The 26198-nt window shown below is 40.3% G+C and carries 17 protein-coding genes; 15 read left to right on the plus strand and 2 right to left on the minus strand.

The window, feature by feature from the left end:
• The first annotated feature begins 419 nt into the window (after nt 1-419).
• The 5 genes from I1A42_RS16615 (at nt 420) to I1A42_RS24770 (ending at nt 8728) form a co-directional block, all read left to right on the plus strand.
• Nucleotides 420-1910 (plus strand): sigma-54 interaction domain-containing protein, encoded by a 1491-nt coding sequence (locus I1A42_RS16615; RefSeq protein ID WP_196124112.1) that lies wholly within the window; start codon nt 420-422, stop codon nt 1908-1910.
• Nucleotides 1911-1967: 57 nt separating this feature from the next.
• Nucleotides 1968-5426, plus strand: coding sequence for a DEAD/DEAH box helicase family protein (locus I1A42_RS16620; protein WP_196124113.1), 3459 nt, complete (start codon nt 1968-1970; stop codon nt 5424-5426).
• Nucleotides 5427-5507: 81 nt separating this feature from the next.
• Entirely contained in the window at nt 5508-7088 is a 1581-nt protein-coding gene (locus I1A42_RS16625; RefSeq protein ID WP_196124114.1) for a class I SAM-dependent DNA methyltransferase, read from the plus strand.
• A complete protein-coding gene (locus I1A42_RS16630; protein ID WP_196124115.1) occupies nt 7085-8275 on the plus strand; it encodes a restriction endonuclease subunit S in 1191 nt (396 codons plus the stop codon). The genes I1A42_RS16625 and I1A42_RS16630 overlap by 4 nt, the downstream gene beginning before the upstream one ends.
• Before the next feature lie 174 nt (nt 8276-8449).
• Nucleotides 8450-8728, plus strand: coding sequence for a hypothetical protein (locus tag I1A42_RS24770; protein ID WP_230389578.1), 279 nt, complete (start codon nt 8450-8452; stop codon nt 8726-8728).
• Between the two features lie 71 nt (nt 8729-8799).
• On the opposite strand, the gene I1A42_RS24775 is transcribed toward I1A42_RS24770, so the two are convergent.
• Nucleotides 8800-9003 (minus strand): hypothetical protein, encoded by a 204-nt coding sequence (locus I1A42_RS24775; protein ID WP_230389589.1) that lies wholly within the window; start codon nt 9001-9003, stop codon nt 8800-8802.
• A 227-nt stretch (nt 9004-9230) separates the two neighbouring features.
• Here I1A42_RS24775 and I1A42_RS16640 point away from each other — a divergent pair, with 227 nt between their 5' ends.
• The 10 genes from I1A42_RS16640 (at nt 9231) to I1A42_RS16685 (ending at nt 24917) form a co-directional block, all read left to right on the plus strand.
• Complete coding sequence (locus tag I1A42_RS16640) at nt 9231-10694, plus strand: AAA family ATPase (RefSeq protein WP_196124116.1); 1464 nt, start codon at nt 9231-9233, stop codon at nt 10692-10694.
• Nucleotides 10694-11581 (plus strand): hypothetical protein, encoded by an 888-nt coding sequence (locus I1A42_RS16645; RefSeq protein ID WP_196124117.1) that lies wholly within the window; start codon nt 10694-10696, stop codon nt 11579-11581. Before I1A42_RS16640 ends, I1A42_RS16645 begins: the two co-directional genes overlap by 1 nt.
• Nucleotides 11582-11728: 147 nt before the next feature.
• A complete protein-coding gene (locus I1A42_RS16650) occupies nt 11729-15007 on the plus strand; it encodes a DEAD/DEAH box helicase (protein ID WP_230389591.1) in 3279 nt (1092 codons plus the stop codon).
• A gap of 161 nt (nt 15008-15168) precedes the next feature.
• On the plus strand, nt 15169-17145 hold the full coding sequence (locus tag I1A42_RS16655) for a hypothetical protein (protein ID WP_196124118.1): 1977 nt from the start codon (nt 15169-15171) through the stop codon (nt 17143-17145).
• A 447-nt stretch (nt 17146-17592) separates the two neighbouring features.
• Entirely contained in the window at nt 17593-18516 is a 924-nt protein-coding gene (locus I1A42_RS16660) for an ATP-binding protein (RefSeq protein ID WP_196124119.1), read from the plus strand.
• Between the two features lie 116 nt (nt 18517-18632).
• Nucleotides 18633-19784: a hypothetical protein gene (locus tag I1A42_RS16665; protein WP_196124120.1), complete on the plus strand. Its 1152-nt coding sequence runs from the start codon at nt 18633-18635 to the stop codon at nt 19782-19784.
• On the plus strand, nt 19784-21757 hold the full coding sequence (locus I1A42_RS16670) for a hypothetical protein (RefSeq protein ID WP_196124121.1): 1974 nt from the start codon (nt 19784-19786) through the stop codon (nt 21755-21757). The genes I1A42_RS16665 and I1A42_RS16670 overlap by 1 nt, the downstream gene beginning before the upstream one ends.
• Nucleotides 21754-22509, plus strand: a complete 756-nt coding sequence (locus I1A42_RS16675; protein WP_196124122.1) for an OmpA/MotB family protein — start codon at nt 21754-21756, stop codon at nt 22507-22509. The genes I1A42_RS16670 and I1A42_RS16675 overlap by 4 nt, the downstream gene beginning before the upstream one ends.
• A gap of 520 nt (nt 22510-23029) precedes the next feature.
• Nucleotides 23030-23668: a GGDEF domain-containing protein gene (locus I1A42_RS16680; protein WP_196124123.1), complete on the plus strand. Its 639-nt coding sequence runs from the start codon at nt 23030-23032 to the stop codon at nt 23666-23668.
• Nucleotides 23669-23903: 235 nt separating this feature from the next.
• Complete coding sequence (locus I1A42_RS16685; protein ID WP_230389592.1) at nt 23904-24917, plus strand: CobW family GTP-binding protein; 1014 nt, start codon at nt 23904-23906, stop codon at nt 24915-24917.
• A 129-nt stretch (nt 24918-25046) separates the two neighbouring features.
• Here the strand turns inward: I1A42_RS16685 and I1A42_RS16690 are convergent, their stop codons facing one another.
• The gene (locus I1A42_RS16690) at nt 25047-26198 is read right to left on the minus strand and encodes an NAD(P)-dependent alcohol dehydrogenase (RefSeq protein WP_196124124.1); all 1152 of its coding nucleotides are present in this window, start codon (nt 26196-26198) and stop codon (nt 25047-25049) included.

Here is a 26198-nt window from a genome sequence, read left to right on the forward strand (position 1 = left end):
TAAAAAGAAGCTGACGACCATTCAGTCTTATTATGCCAGTGTCAGGAAGCACATTCGTAATTTGCAGGGTTAGTAGAAAACTTAAAAATTAGATTTCAGGAAAGCAGCTAGTTTGTGCTGTAAACAGAAATGTCCAAATCTTTATAACTACTTGAATTAAGATAAATCATTAATATCATTTTATGGTTGTGTCAACAGGATAATTGAACCATTAAGAGCCACTTTTAGTGGCTCTTTTTATATCTAGAATGAGCGTGTCTAATTTAGTGAAAACTTATGTAATTGATTGATTTTAATATATGTGTTTGAAATCTCATTTCTCAAAGATATACCAAGTGAATCAAATCTATTGAATATCAATGAGTTTAATATTGATATAAAATCTTTTCCCTAAAGTAAATAGAATTACGGAAGAGAAAATGGCAACGTTGCTGACTTGGCTAGGCAGAAAAGATCTTGATCAAATGAAAAACGATCAAGTTGCCTCGATTGCGACTATCGCACTAAAAGGACCTCTATTAGATGAGGTTGTTATCCTTGCGAGCACCTGGGATGACGAATGGTATGAATACCGAGAATGGTTAGAAAAGCGACTTGCTTTAGCGAATCGCTCGAAAACCACAGTCACGCTGCAGCGAGTTAGACTCTCATCTCCTATAGATTATTCCTCGATTACCAAAGTGATGCAGAAGCAGTTGGAGACTCTTGTCGCCAGCGCTGATGAGTTATACATAAACCTCACTTCTGGCACGCCTGCCATGGCAGTAGTTTCAGTGCTGCTTGGTAAAGGCATCGCAAAATGCCACTTAGTTCAAACCTCACCTCAAGGTGACATCATTGATGTCGATGTTCCGGTCGATTTTGCTGCCGAATACAAAAAATCTTCATCCAGCTCTATTTCACAGTTGGCTTCGCAAATGCCAACAATGCACCCTGCTTTTGAAGCCATTACCGCCCAATCCCCAGAAATGCAAAGCGCGATTAGAAAAGCACAGCGTTTAGCTTATTCAGATTTGCCTGCTTTGGTGCTTGGTGAAAGTGGGGTGGGTAAAGAAGTAATGGCTCAAGCCATCCACCACGCCAGTTCGCGTGCAAATAAGCCAATAAAAATCGTTAACTGTGGGGCATTGCCAGAAAACTTGGTGGATTCGATTTTGTTTGGGCATGTGAAAGGTGCATTTACCGGGGCTGATAAAGCTCACGCTGGGCTGTTTGAACAAGCCGATGGTGGCACGCTCTTTCTCGATGAGGTGGGTGAGCTACCCCTCAATATCCAAGTTAAATTGTTGCGCGCCTTGCAGCAAAAAGAGATCACTCGAGTTGGCGATGTAGAAAGTAAATCGGTTGATGTACGTATTATTGCCGCGACGCATCGCGATCTCTTTGCTATGACAGCTGACGGTACTTTTCGTGAAGATCTTTTTTATCGGTTAGCGGTAGGGGTGATTGAAGTGCCTGCATTGAGAGAACGCGCAGAGGATATTCCTGCGCTCATTGATGCCTTAATGGTGGATATCAACCGTCAAGCAGAAAAGCACCCTTTGTTTGAAAGTAAGAAAATTTCCCAGGATGCAAAAGATTTTGCGTCTTTCTACTCATGGCCGGGCAATATTCGCGAACTTTGGAATACGTTAAACCGCGCGGTGTTGTGGTCTGAGACACCAGATATTTCTTTGCAAGATCTTCAATCTTCCATCCTCAGTGCAGGTAAAGAATCGCAACATCATCATGGATTTACTATGCCGGGTAATTTCCAGCAATATCTTGATTCTATTAAAAAAGAGGCAGTTGTGAGTGCGCTAAAACTCTCTCATGGCAGCAAGAGCAAAGCGAAGGATTTACTTGGCTTAAAAAGCCATCAAACCCTCAGTAATTGGATGCAAAATTTAGGTATTGAAGAGTCGATTTAGCCAGATAACAACCGTTGGTATGACTATTGCGAATAGACAGATAAGGAAATAGTACGAGTGAAATTATCAATGAATTTTGAACACCTTCGCCCTCAATGGCCAGATCTTGCTGAGTTAGGTGCTTTTGCAGAAACCTATGCAGTGAGCGATCCTCAAAGTTCCATGGTGAAACTGCGTTGTTATATCGAAAAAATCGTCGGATACGTGTTTGGTGAGCTTAATCTTCCGGCTTTGCCTACGGACAAACTTCATGACAAATTGGAAAGCAATGAATTTCAACAAGTTGTTGATAAAGCGCTCTTAACTAAATTTCATGCGATTCGCATTGGGGGCAACAAAGCCGCTCACGAGGGTTATGTGAATCAACACGAAGCGATCTGGTTAGTCAAAGAGGCTTACTATATCGGCGTGTGGCTTTATGTCACGATTGGTGGTGGCAGTGATGACGATCTCGCTGAATACCAACCGTTAGAGAACATGCCCCGTGATGATGAAGGCAAAGCGGAATTTAAACGCAAAAATAAACAGCTGCAAATTAAATTGGCGCAAAACAGTGCGCAGCTTGAGCAAGCACTAAAAGAGTTACAAGAGGTGCGTGAGGCGCAGATGGCAGCGCAACAGGAAGCCGCTCGTCTTAAATTAGCCATCGACCAAGAAAAAGCGCAACAGCTACGCAGTAAAACTGAGCAACTTAAATCTACTTTCGAATTTAATGAAGCCGAAACACGCCAACAGTTGATTGATGCCGAGCTGCGCAGCGCGGGTTGGGATGTGGCTTTAGGTTATGAGAGCACCGAACAAGTCTCTAAAGAGTTTGAAGTCAGTGGTCTTCCCTCTACAGCAAGTGGTACTGGCTACTGTGATTACGTGTTATGGGATGATAACGGTTTACCACTGGCTGTGATTGAAGCCAAACGTACTCGACGAGATAACCGCGAAGGGCGAGAGCAGGCCAAAGAGTACGCCGATGCTCTGGAAGCGCGCTTTGGTCAGCGCCCAGTGATTTTTTACACCAACGGTTACGACATCACCATGTGGGATGATGCGCAAGGTTATGTGCCGCGTAAACTGTTTGGTTACTACGAAAAAGACAGCTTACAGCACCTTATTCAGCAACGTACTTTACGTAAAAATCTACTCGAAACGCCGATCGATACCAAGGTCGCTGGGCGTGATTATCAGCTGGAGACCATTACTCGCGTCAGTGAACGATTCAGCGATAAATACCGCAAAGCACTCATTGTACAAGCCACAGGTACAGGGAAAACACGTGTGGCAATCGCTTTAGCAAAACGTCTTCTGGATGCCGGTTGGGCAAAACGCATTCTCTTTTTATGTGACCGCAAAGAACTGCGTAAACAAGCCGCAAATGCGTTCAATGAACACACCAAAGAGCCTTTGTTTGTCAAAGGTAAGAGTAAACAGGATAAGTTGCATTCCGCTCGTATCGTAATCGCTACCTATCCCGGCATGATGCAGAATTTCCAAGAGTTTGACGTCGGCCACTTTGATCTGATCATCGCCGATGAGTCGCACCGCTCTATCTATAACAAGTACGGTGAACTGTTCCTCTACTTTGACGCACTGCAAGTGGGCTTAACGGCCACCCCTGTTGAAATGATTTCTCGCTCTACCAGCAAACTGTTTGGTTGTGATTACAAAATGCCAACCGCCAATTACCCATTGGAACTGGCGATTGAACAAGGGCACTTAGTGCCGTTTAAAGTGGTGGCTCATACCACCAAGTTTTTACGTGAGGGGATTCATAGCAACGAGTTAACCGATGAGCAGATTGCAGAATTGGAAGACCAAGGCATCGATCCGAACACCTTGGAGTTCGATGCGCCCCAAATCGACAAAGCGATTTTTAACAAAGACACCAACCGCCAAATTTTACGTAACTTAATGGAAAATGGCTTACGTGATGCCGATGGACAACTGCCAGGAAAATCGATCATTTTTGCGCGCAATATTGACCACGCCAACCTACTCGTCGAACTGTTTGATGAGCTGTATCCACAATATGGCGGCGATTTTTGTCGAGTGATTCACTCCAAAAACGAACGCGCCGAAGAGCTCATTGATCGCTTTAAAAGCGCCGAAGGGGATAACAACGAAATCACCATCGCCGTTTCAGTGGATATGTTGGATACCGGGATTGATGTGCCTGAATGCGTAAACTTAGTGTTCGCCAAGCCTATCAAGTCCAAAGTTAAGTTTTGGCAAATGGTAGGGCGCGGCACTCGCTTGTGTGAAAACTTATACGGACCGGGAGAAGATAAAAAACACTTCCTGATTTTTGACCATTGGAACAACTTTGAATACTTCAAAATGGATCCTCCTGAAGAAGAATCGAATCAAAGCAAGTCGCTCGCGCAGCAAGTATTCGAAGCCAAAGTACGCCTTGCGGTCGAAGCATTGAAAAAAGCCAATATGGATCTCTTTAGCCAAACGGTGCCTATGATCAAAGCCGATATTGACGATTTGGATGATCAAGTGATTGCTGTGCGTGAAAAATGGCAACTCAAAGCCGAACTTAGCGATGAGCGCTGCTTATCCCAAATGGCTCCGGCGACTCGCAGCAAACTGTTGGATGAAATGGCCCCATTGATGCAATGGCGTAACATTCGCGGTATGAGCGAAGCGCTGCGCTTTGACCTGCAAATGTTCAATGCACAACTGGTGAAATTGCTTCAGCCCGATATGGTTGAGAAAGAAGTGTTACCGCTGATGCAAAAAGTGACTTCGTTATCAATGCACTTAAACGAAGTGCGTCAGCATGCCGATACCATCGCCTCGGTACAACAGCCCAAATTTTGGGGCGATACCGATTTTGCCGAAATGGAACAAGTGCGTAAAACCTTACGCCCTGTGATTCACCTACGAGATAAAGGCGTTGCGCCCATTCCACCGCGGCCCCCCATCATTGATCTCAAAGAAGAAGCTGCAGAATACCGTACTGAAACGGTTAAAACGGACATTCGCACCATCGATTACGAAATCTATCGTCAAGAAGTGGAGAAAACTCTTAAACCGCTATTTGAGTCTGATGAAGTGTTAAAAAGAATTCGTGCTGGCGAGCCGGTGAGTGAAGCGGAATTAAATCAGCTTATCTCCTTGGTTCACACTCAAAATCCGAGTGTCAATTTGGCGATCTTAAGTGAGTTCTACCCAGATACCACCGCTTCTTTGGACCAAATACTGCGCACCATTGTAGGCATGAACCGTGACGACATCGAAACGCAATTTACCGCCTTTTTGCAGGCGTCTCATACTGCGCTCAATAGCCGCCAACAGCGGTTTGTGATTATGCTCAAAGATCACTTGTGCCGCTACGGCAGCATCACCGTTGAGCAGTTGTATGATGCGCCGTTTAATCAGCTCGATGATGCTGGGTTAGACGGGGTTTTCCCTATCGAAAAACAAGCCGATGTGATTGCCGAGTTTGCCAAGCGTTTTAGTGTGGCGTTGGGCAATAAACAATCATCTGTGCAAGTGACAAGTGCGAACTCATAGGGTTTCATCCCAGAAAAAGGTACACTAGCCAACAATACTATTACGCTGATAATGCAGCGAATTTATCACAATGAGAACACCATGATTAACGGTCAATTAAAAAGCAAAGTCGATAAAATTTGGGACGAATTCCATACTGGTGGCATCACTAATCCGCTGACTGTGATCGAGCAGATTACTTATCTGATTTATGCTCGTATGTTAGATATGAACGAGCGTAATGATGAAAGACGCAGTGCCCGCACCGGTAAATCATTTCCGCGTCGTTTCCCAGATGATAAACAACATATCCGCTGGGAGCAGTTTCGTCATAAAAGTGCAGAAGAGTTGTATCCGTTAGTCAAAGATGAATTGTTCCCGTTTTTTGCTGATCTGGCAGGTGAAGGTACTTTGTTTGCTGAGTTTATGCAGGGGGCTCAGCTGATGATTCAGAAGCAGTCGTTATTGGCTCGCGCTGTGGATTTGGTGAGTGAACTTCCTTTAGAAAACAAAGACGTAAAAGGCGACTTGTACGAATACTTGCTCTCTAAATTGACTACGGCAGGGATCAACGGCCAGTTCCGCACGCCGCGCCATATCATTCGTGCCATGGTGGAAATGCTCGATATTGAAGAGACGCATCGCATTTGTGACCCAGCCTGTGGTACGGGCGGTTTTCTAACCGTGGCTTACGAATATCTACTGGAAAAATATTCATCGCCAGAAGGGGTGGAGAAAGAGCCGCTGTTTAATCCAGATGGTACACCGCTGCTCGATAACGACGGCAAACCGATGTTCAATCTTATCTACACGGGCGATCTGCTTAACCCAGAAAACCGTCGTCATATCGACTATCGCATGTTCAATGGCTTTGACTTTGATAGCACCATGCTACGAGTGGCAGCGATGAACTTGGTGATGCACGGGGTGAAAGAGCCGGGCATTGTTTACCAAGATACCTTGAGCCAGAGCTTTGCCGAACGTCATCCTACTGAAGCGAAAAACAGCTTCGATATCATCCTCGCTAACCCGCCATTTAAAGGCAGCTTGGATGAAGAGGATGTGGATCCCGCGATTTTGAAAGTGGTGAAAACCAAAAAGACCGAACTGCTGTTTGTTGCTCAAATTGAACGCATGCTCAAAGTGGGTGGCCGCAGTGCGACGATTGTGCCAGATGGCGTGCTTTTTGGCAGTTCGAAAGCTCACCAAACTTTGCGTCAACGCTTAGTAGAAAACAACCAATTGGAAGCGGTAATTTCTCTGCCAAGTGGCGTATTTAAACCATATGCTGGTGTATCCACTGCGATTTTGATTTTCACTAAAGGTGGCAGCACCGACAAGGTGTGGTTTTACGATGTGCAAGCCGATGGACTGTCGTTGGATGACAAGCGTACTCCAATCAAAGACAACGACTTGCCAGACTTGGTGAAACAGTATCATGCCTATCAACAAGCCGTGATCAACAAAACACCACTGGATAGCTGGCAAGATAAAACCCAAAAAGCGTTTATTGTCGACAAAGCCGATATTAAAGCGCAGAAATACGACCTCTCTATCAACCGCTATAAAGAAGTGGTCTACCAAGCAGAAACCTATGAAGATCCAAAAGTGATTCTGGGTAAACTAAAAGCATTGGAAAATGAAATCCTGGCTGATTTGAATGAGCTGGAGTCGATGCTATGAGCTGGCCAGTAGTGAAGTTAGGTGAAATTGCAACTTTTGTACGTAATGGTGCATCAATTAAGCAATCTTCTACTGCCTCTGGTTTAAAGATCACAAGAATTGAAACCATAGCAGAGCGAGTTGTAAACCTAGATAAATGTGGTTATGCCGATTTGTCCGAAGATGATTATCAGGAATATCGTTTAAAAAGGGATGATATTCTAATCAGTCATATCAATAGCGAGAAACACTTAGGCAAGTGTGCGATTTTTGAAGAAGAGCGTAATGATATTGTTCATGGCATGAACCTCTTATGTTTCAGAGCAAATGGAAAAGTGATACCTAAATTTCTATATCACTTTTTTTCGAGTGGTGTCTTTTTGGCGCAATTACCAAGGATTACAAAAAAATCGGTAAACCAAGCAAGTTTTACAGTAACAAACTTTAAAGAGCTTGAAATACCACTCCCCCCACTAGCCGAACAAAAACGCATCGCCGCGATTTTGGATAAAGCCGATGCCATCCGTCAGAAACGTCAACAAGCCATCAAACTGACTGATGAGTTTTTGCGTAGCGTGTTTTTGGAGATGTTTGGTGATCCGGTTACTAATCCGAAGGGGTGGGATGAGCATATATTAAAAGATATCGCAGATATTCGCTCAGGTGTAACCAAAGGGAAAAAAGTCTCTTCTGAAAATGCCGTTACTTTGCCATATATGAGAGTGGCTAATGTTCAAGATGGTTATTTAGATTTAACGTCGATACAAGAAATTACAGTATCTAAGAAAGATGCTGAAAAATGTAAGTTGCTCAAGGGGGATATCCTTCTTACAGAAGGAGGAGATCCTGATAAATTAGGACGTGGGCATGTATGGTCAGATGAGTTAGATAACTGTATTCATCAAAACCATATATTTTCAGTACGAGTAAACGATTTCGATACCGTTAGGCCAGAATTCTTGAGTGCCTTGATAGCATCTCAGCGTGGTAAACGGTATTTTCTCAAAGTAGGGAAGCAAACTACTGGTATTGCAACTATAAATAAAACTGTTTTGAGTGAGTTTGTACCTTTTATTCCTCCTATCGAATTACAGGATAAGTATCTAAAAATTGTCCGATCAATCAATGACAATGATTTAAAAGAAGATAGTTCTTATTCTGACTTGTTTAATTCACTTTCCAAAAAAGCTTTTTCAGGCCAACTATAAATGTCAGAGGTATCTTAGGATGCCTCTTTTTTGATCAAAGGTTAGGTTTGCAAGCAACTTCAATTTAGTGCTAGCAATGCGTTTAATAAATGGCTCAAAGCTGATTTTCCTCGTTTACCAACGGAGCAAGGCAAACAAGCCGGAGTCAATAAGCTAAGTTCGAATACCGTTACCATGAGCTGGCAGGGGCATCTGATTGAAAACCCTTACCGCTCGGTGGATAAAACCTTAATCGTTTGTGAAGCCAATAGCCGCTTTACCTATTTTATTCCACTTAATCGCCAATTTTTCACGCCAGATGAACTCGCTGAGAGGCTAAAAATAGAGTGGCAATTTGCCTTTGTCGAAGCCTTGGAAATATGCGGCTTAATTGGCCATCATGATATTGCTACGCTGCTGTCAAAACTCAATGATATTGATTCACATCACTGTGGATTAAAAACACCGACCTGAGTATTAACGGCCATATCGCTGACGCCGCTCAATGGGTGACGCAAACCTTAGAGGATAGAAATCTCGAACGTTTAAGCCAGCCGTTGGCGTTTGAGATTTCTAGCTATATTAATGCTCAAACCAAGAGCATTACGGTGAACAACAAGAAGCAGCGCTTTATCCCAATTGAGCGCTTGCTTTAATACGTTCAACTCATCACGGAAGTAACTCCACTTTCTGGTGATATGAGTAATGTGGTTCCGTTTAGGCGCTAGGGATGTCTTTACTGACGCCATTTCGCACTCTCAATGTAACAGTCGTTACCAGTAGTCATCTTTCTTGCTGTTTCCATTGCTTTCCCCATTAGTCTTCTCCGGTCAATCCTAATTAGGTTGATAGTAAGGTGAATGGCTGACCGTGTTGATTATCAGAATTATTATGCACTAATTTTGATATTGGTTTACATGTCGCATAGGGTTTAGTGGCATAATGTCACTAAACTTATTTTCCCACGGATGCTTCAATGAAAATCACCTCTCTGACGATTGGTGGCTTTAAAGGAATTAAAAACAAAGCCACCATTCCTCTTGCTCCCATTACCTTGTTTTTTGGCGCTAACAGCACGGGTAAAAGTACTGTACTTCATGCTTTGCTATATCTTTATGAAGTGGTAGCTAAACGTAATTTTGATGCACAATACAGCTCGATAACGGGCGAAGCACTTTACTTTGGTGGTTTTCATAATCTGGTCCATGGTAAACAACTTGATGGTGTCATCACGTTAGGTGCAACGCTTGATTTTAGAGATGGTGCATCGGATATTTGGGATGACTACTTATCTGATTCAGAGCGATTTTTTCTTGAAAATTCACTTATGTTAACCCCTGATGCTGAAACAGATGTATTCACCTTTGAAATTGATATCCGTTGGGATCGGCAAAAGCAAAGGGCGTTTGTTAGCCGATATGAGTGCAGTAGCCACAGAATCAAGTTTTTTCAGATTGAAACAAAGCAAGGAATGCCAAATAGTCAAATTAGTCATTACCAACCGCTACCTCATTGGGAAGTCGAAGATGAGTTTAAAATAGAAAACTTGTTTCCGTCAGGTGAGTGGAAAAATATCACCATTGAAATTCAAGATTCTTTACCTCGTATAGATAAGCGACTTGATTTATCTGATTCTACTTTACAATGGGAAACGAAAGTTGCACTGCCCATAGACTCCATGCTTTTTATTGAAGCTGCATTATCTCAAGCCACATTAGCGCCTTTAAAATTACTTGCCAAAAAACTCAATGATCTGATCCATATTGGACCGTTACGTATAGTGCCAACCCGTTCCACTGTATTAAATAAAAAATCCAATTCAGATCGCTGGTATGATGGCACGGCCGGTTGGGAAACCTTTGCTTTTGCAAAAATGGCACTTCATGATTCAGTGAATAAAAAATTTAATTCTCCAGAATTTTTTAATGCGGGTTATCAATTTCAGCCAGTAACTTATGGTGAAGAACCACAATCAGAAAAAAGAGTGGAGTTAACTGAAGTAAATACAGGGATTAAACTAACCCCGACAAATGTGGGTATTGGTATTTCTCAGGTATTTCCTTTTGTTGTTGCAACCAGTATAGACAAAGAACTTTTGGTATCTTGTGAGCAGCCAGAATTGCATATTCACCCTAAATGGCAACTATCTTTGGCCGATATGATGTTGGAAGCGGTGCATAATAATCCTGATCGGATGTTTTTTATTGAAAGTCACAGTGAACATATCCTCTTACGCTTATTAAAACGACGTCGTCAGACGGCAGATGAAGAAATCTCGTATCTTCCTTTCGGTTGCAAGAAACAAGATGTACAAATTATTTTTTGTGAACAGCAGAAAGGCCAGACTAAATTGATCCCAATAAAAACAACTGATGAAGGAGAATTTGATGCTCCTTGGCCAAATGGGTTCTTTGAGGAACGCGGGGAGGAATTGTTCTGATGTTACATTTAGAAATTGCAGTTGCACCATCAGAAATCCATACACTTCAGGATCTTGCTTTACTAGAGGCAAGGTTAGGTTTTGATAAAGGGACGGTATTATCGAGCTTTCCTAAAGCATGGTTTAGAGATGTCGCAGAACGATTGAAAGCTATAAATAACGGCGTAGGCAGAGAGAAGCTGATTGAACGATTAAGACGATTCAAAGAAGGAAAAGTCGTTGCTTTCAACCGACAGTATAGCGGTGATACTTGGGCAGATGCTGCCAGAGCCAGTCATGATAATGAATCGTTTCATCGGCTCGTTGAAGAATCATTTAATGAGTTACCGGTCTATGTGCATGCGTTAACAGATTTAGATGATGATGACTTTGAATTTGTCACCCACTATCGTAGACATGCCGAGGATTTAGCCGATGCTGCAAAAGCGTTATTAATAGGGGCTGAGAAAGTTACTATTTATGATCCGTATATTTGCCTAACTAAAAATGGCTACAAAAAAACGTTACTTGCGATGATGGATTTGTGTTGTAAAGCTGAAGTTGAGTTTCATATTTTTTCTGAGGAAGACGGGAAACGAGACTGGGTTTTAAGGCAAACTGCACTTGATGCATTTAAAGCTGAAATGCCAGAGAACATACGTTTATATTGGTATTGCGCAGATGATAGTGGTTCTGGCTTTTTGCATCCAAGAGGCTTATTCACTGCAAAAGGTGGTTTGATTTATGACCGTGGTTTTGAAGAACCAAACAACCATGATCAGCGTGACAAACTTACAGATATTACGCCAATGTCGAGAAATATGTTGGATGAAAAATCTATGTCTTATAGTAGTTCACAACAATACGATGATTTCGAGTTGGTAAGAGACGTTTGGTGCTCTCATTGATGGTAAACAAATTTACTATTTTAGAAAAATTATTTCCTTTTATAAAATATGATTTAACGGTTAGTCATAGTAAAATCAAAATGTTAGCGTTTGGCATGTTTGTTGATATGGCTATTGTACCAACAGTTCAACGGGAGATGCCAACTGATGCCAAATACTTATTCAACCCAGATCATATTCCCAGCATACTTTTTTCCAAGCTGTAAGGTCGGGGAAAATCTAGTCGAACGTTTTGCTCATGACTCAATGAGTGTAACGGCTGATGTTTTCTTAACAGAACACCATGACATTGTATACGTGAAAACCGACAGACAATCACCGTTTGATCAGTTTTACATTGTTAAAAACGGTCAGGTTAATCTGGATAGTTGTGATGATTTACCCGTTTTGAAAGTGAAGGTTCCATCGCAAATAAATTCACTCAATGAAGAAACGGACCTCGTTTGGATTCGTCATCCGTTGAAGCCGCTTGGCGAATGTACACCTGAACAGATTACCGAAAACTGGATTGGTAAGTTTCGGTTTAAAACTGAAGAGATTGAGCATGGTATTTCCGGGCTTCGCATCCCTCAAATAGGCGCACTCCACGCCATATCGGCTGAATTTTCCCGTAGCACCAATATTGAACCCTGTACGGTTGTGTTGCCAACAGGAACCGGGAAAACCGAAACAATGTTGTCGACCACCATTTATCACCGCTGTCATAAAGTGTTGGTGTTGGTGCCGTCAAATTCATTACGCGATCAGGTTGGGGATAAGTTTAAAACGCTAGGCTGTCTGCCAGAATTGGGGGTAATCGAAGATGATATCTTGTTCCCAGCGGTAACCAAGATTAAGCGGCGAATAAAAACAGCAACAGAAGCGAGAGAGCTTCTTGCAAAATCTAATGTGTTAATTGCTACGCCACAAATCTTAACGTCTAAGTACTCTTCACCAGACGTTCTTGACATTATTTGTCGAGAGTGCAGTCATTTATTTGTTGATGAAGCTCATCATATTTCAGCGCAGAAATGGTCGGAGATCAGAGACAAATTTAAAGGTAAACGCGTGGTGCAATTTACTGCGACACCATTCAGAAATGATACGCAAAGTTTAGGGGCTCGCATTATCTACAACTATACGATGAGCGAGGCTCAACAGGCCGGATATTTTACCAGTGTGCAACTGCAGCCTGTGGAGGAGTATTTTGAAAACCAGATGGATACTGCTATAGCTGAAAAAGCATTGAGCATTCTGAGGCAGGATTGGGAAAAGGGCTATGATCATTTAATGATGGCTAGAACCAAGACAAAAGAGCGAGCTCAAGCTGTCTATGCACTTTACCGCAAATTAGCTCCTGAACTTAATCCTATTCTAGTCTACTCAACATTGTCTAAAAAAGAGCAGAATCATCGCCTGGAAGCGTTAAAAAATAAAACTGCCAAAATTGTCGTTTGTGTTGATATGTTGGGAGAGGGATACGATCTACCTAATTTGAAAATTGCAGCTATTCACGATCACCACAAAAGCTTAGCTATTACCCTGCAATTTATTGGTCGCTTTACTCGTGTTTCAAACAAAGAAAATCTGGGAACTGCCAGTGCGGTCGTCAATATAGCAGATCCTGGTATTGAAGGTGCATTACAAAAACTTTACGCCATTGATGCTGACTGGGATGCAGTTTTACGACGGCTTTCAGAAAATCAGATTGAACGGGAAGTTCGGTTACAGGAAGTGGTGGACTCATTAAAAGGAGAAGGCGATTTACACAAACAGCTTTCTCTATGGAATTTACACCCTTCTTTTTCTGTCATGCTTTTTCAAACCGATTGCCAGTATTGGAATCCAGAAAGATTTGTTGAGCTGTCGTTTACTCATGATGCCCAGTGGCATGCAATATCGACAGATGAAAATCTATTAGTCATCCTGGCATTATCCAGTACGACTGTAAAATGGGGAAACTTTAAAGACATCAAGGATCTTAATTATAAAATTCTGATGGCGCATTGGGATCAGGAACGGAATGGACTCTTTATCTATTCCAACGATTATAAGGGATTTAAGGTAGAGAAATTGGCGGAAAAACTCTGTGGTGATTCAGCCGTAGTTATGTCCGGTAAGCAAATATTTAATGTACTGAATGGTATCGAGTATCCATTAGTAACCAATCTGGGATCTGCTCAAAATGGTGCTATCAGCTTTACTCAGTTCTTTGGTCCCAATGTAACCGAAGGTTTAAGTAATGTAGAGCGTTCGACATCAACCTTAAGTAATATTGCAGCCTTAGGGTATGAAGAGGGTGAAAAAGTATTATGGGGATGTTCTGAGCGTAAAGGAAAAGTTTGGTCCCCCAAAGCAGGTTCTGTTGCCGATTGGTTGGATTGGGTAAAAGCGGCGTGGGATAAAGTGATTTCAGGTGATACTGATGAAGCAAATATTACTCGGGATTTTTTGCGGCCAATTAAGATCGATCAACCACATGGCAGTAAGCCCATTTCAGTTCAGTGGGGTGAGCAATTACAGCAACGTTATGAAGATAAAGTCCATGTGTATTTTGGTACTACAAGCCATTATCTGTATGAAGTAGATTTAAAAGTAGATTGGGATGAAGCCACTTACAACCCTGTTATCACCTTTGAATCTCATGGAATATCTTCCAAATATGAGTTGGAGATTAGCAGCGACCATAAGAGAGGGTATGATTACCGGCTGTTGAATGGAGGTCAGATATCTATTCAATTCGGTAACTCAGATCCAGAGCCACTTATTGATGTCATGGTTAAAGACCCTATATATATTTATTACGCTGACGGTTCATTTTCTTATAACTGTTATTGGATTGAAGTGAAGGACAATATTGGTGAGTTTCATCGTGACAATTGTACGGCAATGGACTGGCCCGTGAATATTACCAATGAATCTATGGACAAACAAAAACTTGCTGACAGCATCCAATATCATACCTGGCAATGTATTAACGATGAATTCGATATTATCATTAATGATGATGGTAGTGGCGAAGCGGCCGATTTGGTGGCAGTTAAATCCTTATCAGACAAAATTATACTGAGTCTTTATCACTGCAAATATTCTCATGGCGAACAACCAGGAGCTCGGCTTAATGACCTTTATGAGGTGTGTGGTCAAGCGCAACGTTCCGTCCGCTGGAAACACGTAGGCTTACCGTATGTGTACAGGCACATTAAACAGCGTGAAAGTCATTGGCATCGAAATGGATACAGTCGGTTCTTAAAAGGTGATATTGCTATGCTGGAAAGTTTAAAAAATCGAGCAAGAACCACTCCTGTTGAGTTTCAGGTTTTCATCGTTCAACCGGGTATGAGTAAGAAAAAAGCGACAGAAGAGATGCTTAAACTTTTGGGTACTGCAGAACTGTTTATTAAGAAAACAACAATGGCAGAGCTGCAGGTGTGGTGTTCTGAGTAAAATATTGCTGGAGTGGTAAATATATTTCCTTATTTGAAATATATTTACCATTATAAACAAAGATACTTTTTACATTTATATTAAAATCAATAGGTTATTGTTTGGTATAGTTGTTGATAGTTAATGGTTAGTATTAACCAATATGAAGGACTATTAAATTTATGACGGCTTTAACCGAATACCTACATGATATTGAAATTCATCAATACCCTGCACCAGCAACGCAGCAAGTTAGCAGCTTACCATTTCATTTAATGGAACCCTTGATGTTCGAGAGCTTTTGCCTTGATCTATTGGATTCTCACTTAAATTACCGACTTGGGCAGGATATTTTTTCTGTGCAGCCTATTGGCCGTACCGGACAGAAACAAAATGGTGCCGATGTATTTGTTAAAGAATATCGTGATGGTGAAGACCGTTATTCGCTTTATGAGGTGAAGCGGGTGCAAAATTTCGGAGTGGATTATTACAAGAAAACACTAAACCGATTTCTCGATAACTACGATAGTTGGGGATTCCCGATTTCGAAATTTACTATTCTGGTTGCTGATCATTTGGATGCTAAAGTGTTGGCATTTCATGAGGCACAGAAAAGAGAATTGTCCGCTCGAGGTATTAAGTTAGATCTTATTCAGGCAACTGACATTAATAAATTAGTTAAATCCTATCCAGAGCTAGTTTATAAGTATTTTCACCCGGCGTGGACTGAAGCATTTTGGGGGGAAGATGGATTATGGCATCTGAAAAAGTATGGGGTTTACCAGTTTGAAGAATCTCCGTACTGGGTTAATTATAAAGGTTCGAAAACGGATATTTATGGAGATTCATTATCTCACATAAATGACCATGTGGTGATAAAAGCGTTTGTTCCATCGTTTGAGAATGACAGCTTGAGCTGCTATATCGAATTTCGTAATGGAAAATTCTCTTATGTGATGATTACTCTCAATCCAAAGCAGTTATTGGAACGTTATTTTGTTGGTGCCAAATTGCCAATGGATGCATTTAATCATCCTTTTATCCTCAAAGATAAAGATCGCTATTTTGTCGATATCGGTAACTGTCGTATCTCTCTTTCCAAAGAAGAAGTGGAATGTTTACTAGAGGCTCTGAATGTTTTTTCAGATGAGTACCAGCGCCGTGTGGCGTTAATTGAACATACATGGAAATCACATTATTTCCCTTCGGGTGAAAAAGGCACAGATAGTATTCCGTTGCTTCAGATAAAACGTGGATTATGGAATGCAATTAAGTCTTTTGCATGTGCGAACGATGCATTTAAGGCACAAGGCGAGTGGAGTATTTTTGATTCAGGTTCTGAATGGTTGAAAATATATACCTCCAAACCATCAGTAGATATGGAAGCTGGCTATCATGTTATGGTTAAACCTACTCGGCGAGACAGTATTTATGTAAATTATTCCTATGTTGACGACGATGTTGTTTTAGCATGGCAGACACCTAATGATCATTTTCATCCTAGTGACAAAATAGGGCCAAGATATTATTGGGATGCAAAAACAACACATGATTGGTTGGTTAATGAACTGATTCCCAAGGTCGTTGATTGGCTTCAACGTCAGAAACGTAAAGATAAGTCTCTATTATCCAAGGTTATTTCTTTAATAAAAAGTAACCCGGAAAGTTTAGATACTGATTATGATCCTGATAACTATTTGATTTCCTTTTATAAAGAAAACTTGTTGGAGGATGTTGCACATAGTGATTCTCTCAGTGATTTGAAAAAGGTAGTGCGTGAGCTTCAAAGTTTCTTTGGTATGCCTCGCCTTTTTATCGAACCAACTTTGCATGCATCTTTGTATGAAATGTTGCATCAAGTAATGTCTTATACTGAAATAAATGATTTTTCATCTTTGCATTCAAATATTAACTATATAAATGCAGATGACTATGAATCATTGAAAGCTGCTGTTCTAGAGTATTCTAAAGAGATTGTTGAAGGGACTTCGAATGGTTTTATGCTTGATTGTGTTATGCGCTGTTTTCTAATTTGTCTTGAGAAAGAGAATCATCTTAATTCAGTAGAAATTGAGCAACTCATTAAAGGTTTTAGTCCTTTCATTACACTGATTGAACACTCAAATCGTATGGAAAGAACAGCCAAGAGGTATAGTTGATTTTTGGACTTGGATATAGAAGATTCTTCAAAATAGTATTAGTTTTAAATTTTACATCATTATCAATAATGAAATGATTCAAGATTATGAAATTATTAGCTAAAAATTCTCACATTAATAATATGTAGTTTTTGCGTTTAAATCTAGCGTATTGATTGTTGTGTATTTTATTATTTAAACATAGGTATATAATCATTTCCTAATTAATATAATCACGATTTTTAGTGATATTTTTTACTATTATGTAAATTTTATTATATAACAAGGCTCCTTTAGTTGGTAATACCTAAAAATCCCATTGTTAAGTGTTGGCATATATGATGCAATACTTAGGACGAAAATAATGAAACTTCTATTTTTGAATAAATTTCAGGCGTTATTTATTACGCGTCAAATTTTTATCAATAGAGTATCCGAGCCAATATAAAACAAACGGTAGTCTTTCATATGTTAAATGGCCTTAATCAAACATTGTCTATCACTGCACAAGAAGCAAAGTACAATCTTGAGCAACATTTAATTTTATCGCACCAAACTCAATTATCACTGCAAGAGTGTATTGCGAAGTTGAAATATCATCGCAAGATTTATGAAGAATGGAACTTCAAATCTGTCGACCCCAATGGTGCATCATTAATCATTAACTTTTATGGTGATCCTGGAACAGGGAAAACATTAGCGGCAGAAGCGCTAGCGGGGACGTTACAGCGCCCAGTTATCAAAGTTGGCATTGCTGATATTGAAAGTAAATATATGGGCGAGAGTGCCAAAAACATTCAAGCAGTATTTGACTTGGCAAATCAAGAACAAGCGGTCCTGTTTTTTGATGAGGCCGATACCATGCTGGGTAAACGCCTTTCCAATGTGACTCAGGGCACTGATAACGAGGTGAATTCGGTCCGTACTACTTTACTAATAGAACTTGAAAAGTTTGATGGAATCGTTATTTTCGCGACCAATTTTATCAAGAACTATGATTCAGCGTTTATTAGCCGAATTAGTTATCAAATTAAATTTGAGTTGCCGGATTTCGACGCACGACTGAAATTATGGAATAAATTTTTGGTTCCTGAAATTCCCCTTGCTGGTGCGCGAGATGACATTCTTAATGAGCTTAGTTTGCAGAGTGAGACTTTTTCAGGACGCGATATACGAAAATGCTTGAGGCTCGCTTTGCCAAAAGTATTCCAAGAGCAGAAAGCCGAACACCAACTCACTCTAGAAATACTCATGAGCGCATTAGAAGAGATTAAATTGGCGAAGAGTGTACAACGTACTGAAAGGCCAAGCTTTAAAAACAAAGATACAGGTGTCGAACAAGCTGTCGCGATGCTTGGGATTAAACAAAATAAAAATGAGGAAATAGCATAATGGGTTGGTTGAATTCTATAGCATCTGCTGTATCGAATGTCGTTAGTAGTGTTACGTCTGTAGCTTCTAGTGTTTGGGAAAAAACCAAGTCAGTTGCGCGTAGCGCAGTCAGTTGGATGGCTGAAAAAGCAGAAGGTGTGATCGACAAGGTAAAAAAGGTAATTAAAACCGTTAAAAAGCACATACCAGCTATTCGCCTAGGGTTGCAAGCTGCGGATAAAGTTGTTCCTTGGCCATGGTTAAAAACTGGTCTTAATATCCTAGATAAGGGACTGGCATTTATTGAAAACTTTGAAAATACGCCTCTAGCAAAAAAAATCAGTAATGCCATTAGTAAAGTAATTAATATGGCGAAGGATATAAAGTCAAAATTCTTTACCGATGAAGAATTAGCTGAAGCAAAAGAGCGAGAAGCACTTTTTCAAGAGGCCGAAACAGCGGTGACTGGTAACTCGGAAGCAGAAAAGACCCTTGCTCTGGGTAAGATGATTAATGCGTATGGCATTATTAATCGCGAAGTATTTGATCTGCTATCTGAAAAAAGTGATCTGTTGGGTTTTGAACACTACTTGCGTTTGCGAGCGACCCAAAAACTGCTTTTGGAAGTAGAAGCGACATTGGTGCGCAGTCAAAGTATTGAAAGCATTTCTGAAGATGATTTTTTCCTAATCGATATTGCTAATGAATTATTAAAAGAAGAACCAGAGTTAGACAGCGGCACTTCAGCTCGGCTCGACCAGTTAATTTATGAGCGAAAAGGCAAAAATCTATTTCCGTTCGTTTTCGAAGAACTCATTTTAGCTTGGTATAAGTCTCTAGAAGAGCTTGAGTCAGAATGGAAACAAGAAGCTCATGAAGTGAGCAAGCTAAAAATTGAACACAAGAGATTGAAAAATGAACAAATTATTAGCGGGCTGTCAGAAGAAAACACTAAACGTTTAAATGAATTGGAAGCGTTGCTACCCATGGAAATGGGACGTGTTGATCTATTAGCAAAACGTAAACGTGAAACCACTAGTTATGTATATGCAGCTGAAGGGCTAATGCAAACAATCGAAAAAAGTGAAACTGAACTTGAAAATGAAGGACTATCGTTTTTGGTTGAAGACAGTGCTGAAATCGGACAGTTGATTATCAATTGCATGCAACATGGTACTAAATGGGAGGCGCTTACTGAAGATGAACAGGACATGATTTTGGATTATGCGAATATTTTTGAAGATGCTTGTAAAGAGCGCTCTCAAGCATTGTTAGAGGTGGTTGCCTAATGAACTTTATAGCATTTTTTATCCCGGACTTTAATGAACCGCTGCAAGTCATTTTCTCTATTGGTATTTTTGTTATTCTTATTGTTACTGTTGTGGCGTTAAAAGTTCATGCGAAAGAACAGAACTGGGAAAATAATTGGAATGGTGATTTATCACCGTCCGATTCTTTGCTCAGTGCTGAACAAGGAAATGTTCAAACCATTAGTGATACGGTGGCGACCAAATCAGAAAAAGCTGCCGAAGCGATGCCTGGTTTTCTTCTTATTATTGGTCTGTTAGGGACTTTTCTTGGCTTAGGTATTGCGTTAAATCAAGCGTCAATCATCATTAATTCTGATGTCTCAGGACAGAATTACAGCGAAATGATGAGCAGCTTAACTCAAATGATGACGGGTCTTGGCACCAAATTTAAAGCCTCGATTTGGGGGATATCTGGATTTATCGTATTAAGAGTCATCATTGGTTTATTAGGGGTTGAGGAAAAGCGTTTAGAGTGGTGTGCTCATAAAATTAAAACGGATAACTCGAACAACAAAAGCCAGCTTAAAAATGAAGAAGAACAGCGTTTAAATCAAATGTTGGGCGCATCATCAAATATTGTTGAAGCGATTAAGTCGACGTTAGGGAATCAGTTTGAAAAGCAAAATGAACTGATTGATAAAAGTAATAATATATTATCTAACGTGCTTTCGCATACCTCTGAACTGCGTCAAGAAGCAAACAGTCATAATGTTTTGCTCAATAATGTACTTACGACACTTAAAAATTCACATACTATAGAATCTCGCATGATGGATGTCATCACTGAAAATAATGAAGTGACGAAGAATATCGTTCAGAGCTTAACTAAACTTGATTCTCTCAGAGAAATTAACGGCGAAGGTGTAAAGCTATTAAACAAAATATCGCATACCTTCATTGAGTCTAGTGGTGAGCATAAAGAACAGTTCAACGCAATTACTACTCATTTGAATCATGTTGTTGATGCGACAATCGAGAACTCCCAGCGTATGGCTAAATTTTCAGATTCTACACAAGAGAGTTTATTGTCGCTAAGTGAGTCAGGTGAGTTAATGAAATTCGCGTCGCAAGGCATTTCGGCGGGGGCGGATAAGCTATCAACAACTGTTAATTCATTTGAATCTAATATGAATATGGTGATGGGAAAACTGACCACTGATTTGGGCGGTACTATTTCTGATATGCGTGATTCCTTTACTGGGTCAATGACTGAGATGGCGAAGGATCTGAGTCAATCAACCAGTGATATATCAAATGCAGTAAAAGAGAACGCACATAGTGTTGAAATAACGATGGAGACGGTGAAAAGTTCGATAAATGATTCACTGCAACGACAGCAGGAATCGAGCGCAGAATTCCGGCTTTCAAGCCAAACACTTAATGAGCAAATGGAATCTGTAACCTTCTTAGTTAATGATTTGAGAGAAAGCATTAAGAGTGGTTTAAGTGCAATATCAAGAAGTAGTAAAGAGGTTCAGTCACTTAATAATAAATATAAGACCATTACAGAGAGTGCTGAGGTTACGGTGGAACAGAATGAAGCGATACGTACTCATATGCAGGTATTGTGTGAACAAGTCATCAGTAGCAATGAATACTCTACTCATCTTGAATCACTGATTTCTGATATCGCTAAAGGTTCCGCTGGGAAATTCAACCAAATTATTTCAGCACTACAAGATAAAGAAGATTTAAAAACACTGGTTGAACAAATTGAGCACATAACCAATCAGTTAGATAATCAAAGTTCACACCAACAGCAAAAGGCAAAAAATCAATTTGATCAGATAGAAAACGCAATTATTGCTATCAACAAATTGGATACGCTATCAGAAGGGATCGACATGAACAGCAGTGAGCTTAAATCGATCAATGAATCTTTATCAGGTATGTCCGAGCATTTGTCTGAACTGTCGAAGAAGACAAGAAGTAGATCAGTGGCTGCCGCATGAAGAATAAAGCAAATGAGTGGGTGAGTATTTCTGATTTGATGTCGGGTGTCATGGCCGTTGTGATGTTGTTTTTTGTGGTGTCAACGGTTAAAAGCATCATGGACAAAGCAGTGATGAACCAACAAGTTGAAGAGCTGAAACAACAAGTATTGACCGCCACTGAGCAAGAAAATCGACTCAAGAAAATCATCGCTGATAATATGGTGAAAATCGATTCTTATAGTGACTTCGATAAAGAGGCTAAGCTGAATGCGGAGCAAGAGAAGAAGCTTGTTGAAATGCTCAACCAACTTGAAAATACGCTGAGCTCTGATGAGAACAATAATTTGCTCTATTTTAATGTGGAGCAATCCAAGGTGATTCTTAAAGACAGTGTTTTTTCTCTCGGTAGTGCGTGTATTACTCACAGTGCACAAGAAGTTATTCCGAGCTTAAATCGTATGGTTGCCCGCTTTTTAACAGATTTTCCTTCAGGTCGAGTTTATATTGAAGGACATACTGATAATCGACCAGTGAAAAAGCCTGTCACTGATATTCGTCGATATTGCACAGTTTATGATGATAACTACACGCTTTCTGCTGCTAGGGCTCGAGAAGCACGTAAGTTACTGATAGATGGCCTTAATGGGCGAAATTTCAGCCGAATTGTTGTGGCGGGTTTTGGCTCTTCTAACCCTATCGATTTAGCTGATCCATCGAGTGCTAGAAATAGACGAGTTGAAGTACGTTTTGTTTTGAACTCGGCAAATTAATCTTTCAAGTAAGCAAAGAGTTTGAAGTTACCAGAACAGCTGCCTTAGTAACTTAAGGGCAGTTGTTCTGGTTTAAGGCATTCTATGTTCACATCTCTAATTCAAAGGAGGTTTGATATGTACAAACGATGCAACGACCAAGAATGTCTTTCACTGATTGAACAATACTAATATAGTTCGTTCACGCAACAAGTACTTTGTAAAACACACAATATCAGTTTATCAACATTTCACTCTAAGCGGGAAAGCTGAGGGGTAACCACTCACTCAATCATAGTGTTTTTTTATGGCTGGAACTAACAAGAAAATAACGTAGAGTTAGTACTAGATGTTTTGTAGTCATAAACCAAAGTTTGGAAATAATTTTTGCTACTTGTGTGGTAAATAAATTTACAATTCCCTGTAAAATTCATTGCGGTTGATAGCTTTATAGCTATAGTTTTTATTAAAATTCAAATGGTTATGTTGTGGTATGAGTTTTGTATTTCATATTCTAAATATTAGATATGAGATAATATATATGCAAGATGTTACCGACACTCGTTTAGTCACGGACAATATCAAGTTAGCTAGAAAAAATAATAATATCGAATCTGAATGCGAAAAAATCAGGCAATTAGAATTGGAAAACAAAGTTCTTAAAGACAAAGTTAACCAGTTGGAACAGATCGCGTATTACGATAGCTTAACCGGGTTAAGTAACCGGGAATTATGTATCGAAAAGTTGAATCAATTTATTGAAGACCAGAAGCTTAAAAATGTTTCTGTAGTCTTTTTGGATCTTGATAATTTGAAAGTTATTAACGATATGTTCGGGCATTCTGCTGGAGATATGGCTCTGTGTCACTTTTCTAATATTTTAGCTTATTATTGCCCAGAAGACGCATTTGTTGCGCGTTACGGTGGAGATGAGTTTGTCGTATTGTTACCAGAGTATGATATGTTATTGGCAAAAGAATGGTGTAAGTCACTAGATAATGAATTGAATACTCGAATGACTATGAATGAGCAAGAAGACCCCTGTGTGCAATTTTCATCTGGAATTTATACCTTTTGTCATTCCAAGCATACAGGTAGAAATACGGGAATTGTTGCAAAACGGGTTATTGCGCTTGCAGACCGAGCTATGTATGTAGCAAAACGAGCAAAAAAAAAGTAAAAGTTATGTGATATACATTCATTGTAACAGCGATTTATTTAGTATCTATCGTCAAATTGTCATGTTTGATAACGCTTATACTGTCGAAGGTGAGAAAACGTGGGGATTAATCCACTCTTTATATTAGCGAAATCAAGCGAAAACTTGTAAACGAAAGTTTGTTTGTGTTATTAAACTATTACATTAGTCATTAGCACCGTTTCGTGTGCAACCCCAATGGAATCAATAAATCATCATGATGAATATCTTTAAACGCGCCATTCCTACGAATATAATTACCGGTTTTCTCGGTGTTGGTAAAACCACTACGATTAATGCTTTATTGGCACAAAAGCCAGCAGGGGAATCGTGGGCTGTTTTAGTTAATGAATTCGGGCAGGTAGGGATTGATCAAGAGATGATGCCCAACGAGGCGGGGTTACATATTAAAGAACTTGCTGGTGGTTGTATCTGCTGTTCATTAGGTGCTTCACTAGGTAAAACACTGCACTCATTGATTGAACATGCTAAGCCGGATCGTTTAATTATCGAACCTACGGGAATTGGTCATCCTGAAGGCATCATTGATACCTTAATGGGGCCGGCTTTTAAGGATGACCTCGATTTACGTGCGACCGTTTGTTTACTTGATCCACGTTCGCTTGAACAGGAAGGAGTGATCCACAACGAGATTTTTCATGACCAGTTAAATCTGGCTGATGTTGTGTTGATTAACAAGTGCGATGTGGCGACCGAATCACAAGTTGAACTGGCAGAAACCAGCCTTGGTAATATGTTTCCACCAAAACAACATATTGGGCGTACGACTCGTGGCAAATTTGATATTGAATTACTGGATGTTGTGCGTAATGGACAACTAAAAGCGCAGTTTCCAGAAGCTCATCATCACCATCATACTGACCATGACCATGACCATGACCACGAGCATCATCATGAAGAGGCTCAACCAGGTAAACCGGCTCGTAAAGAGGGACACGGGAGCGGTTTATTCAGCTGCGGTTGGTTGTTCCATCGAGATGACCTTTTTGATTATTGGGCTTTAGAGAGCGTTTTGACAGCTATTGACGATGTACAACGTATCAAAGGTGTGATTCGTATTGATGGGGCGTGGGTGTTCTTTAATCGAGTCGGAAATGAACATGATTTCGATAAAGTGGCGTATCGTCGTGACAGTCGAATTGAAATCATAAGCAATAAAGAGCTCGATTGGAATGATATTGAACAATCTATGCTGGCGTGTCAGCTATAACATGATGCATTAGTTAATTATGGTGAAAGTTTCGTTGATATTAGAATGTTAACGAGAGAAGGCTCGAGTATACGAGCCTTCAGAGCGCTTTAGTATAAGCGGTAATAGAATTTAGCTAATGAAAAGCACTTAGAAAGTACTTGCATCAATGACATAACGATAACGCGCTTTTTTATCAACTACATTTTCCCATGCTTGGTTGATTTGATCGGCTTGGATCATTTCAATTTGAGGAAGCACTTTGTTGTCGGCACAGTAGTTAACCACTTCTTGTGTCTCTTTCATTCCACCAATCAGAGAGGCATTAAAGTTAACACGAGAAAACGCAAGATATAGAGCATTCATTGTAACTTCAGAATGAATAGGCATACCAACTTGAGTGAATGTACCGTAAGGTTTCACTGTCGCCGCATAAGCCGCCACGTTAAAATCATAAGGAATCGTTGAGATAACGTAATCCATTTGACCTGAGTATTCTTGAAGTTTAGACAGGTCATTCACGACAACAGCAGTTGCACCAAATGACTCGATATCTTTTACTTTCGATGGGCTGGTCGTAAACGCGTATACATCACAGCCTTTAGATACAGCAATTTTTACCGCAAGATGACCTAAACCACCAATACCAGCAACGCCGACCTTCATGCCTTTTTTGATGTCGGCACGCATCAGTGGCGAGTATGTGGTGATACCAGCACAAAGAAGTGGCACGGCTTCTTGGAAGCTTACATTTTCAGGAATATGAACCGCGAAGTTTTCTTCAACAACGATGTTATTAGAATAACCACCCTGAGTAATACCAGATGGTGAACGTGCATCAGGGTAGCCGTAAGTAAACAAAGTATCTGGACTGTATTGCTCTTCGTAAGTGTCATGTTTATGGTAATGGTTACCACACATACATCCGACACCAGCGCGGTCACCTACTTTGAATTTGGTAACGTTTTTACCTACGGCTGCAACCATACCGACAATCTCATGGCCGGGGACTTGAGGATATTGTTGTTTACCCCAGTGTCCTTTTTCTTGGTGAATATCTGAGTGGCAAATACTTGCAAATTTGGTTTCGATTAAGATATCGTGATCCCCAACAGGGCGACGCTCAAAAGTCCAAGGTTTTAAAATCCCCGATTCATCAAATGCAGCATAACCTTGTGACGGAATACGGCGATTAGGTTCAGTTGCAAATACATGGAAAGGGCTAGTAATCATCGCCGCAGCACTAATTGCCCCAGTCACTTTTAAAACTTTTCTTCTTTGCTCGTTAATATCGTCACTCAT

The organism is Vibrio nitrifigilis (assembly GCF_015686695.1).
GTDB classification, from domain to species: Bacteria; Pseudomonadota; Gammaproteobacteria; order Enterobacterales; family Vibrionaceae; genus Vibrio; species Vibrio nitrifigilis.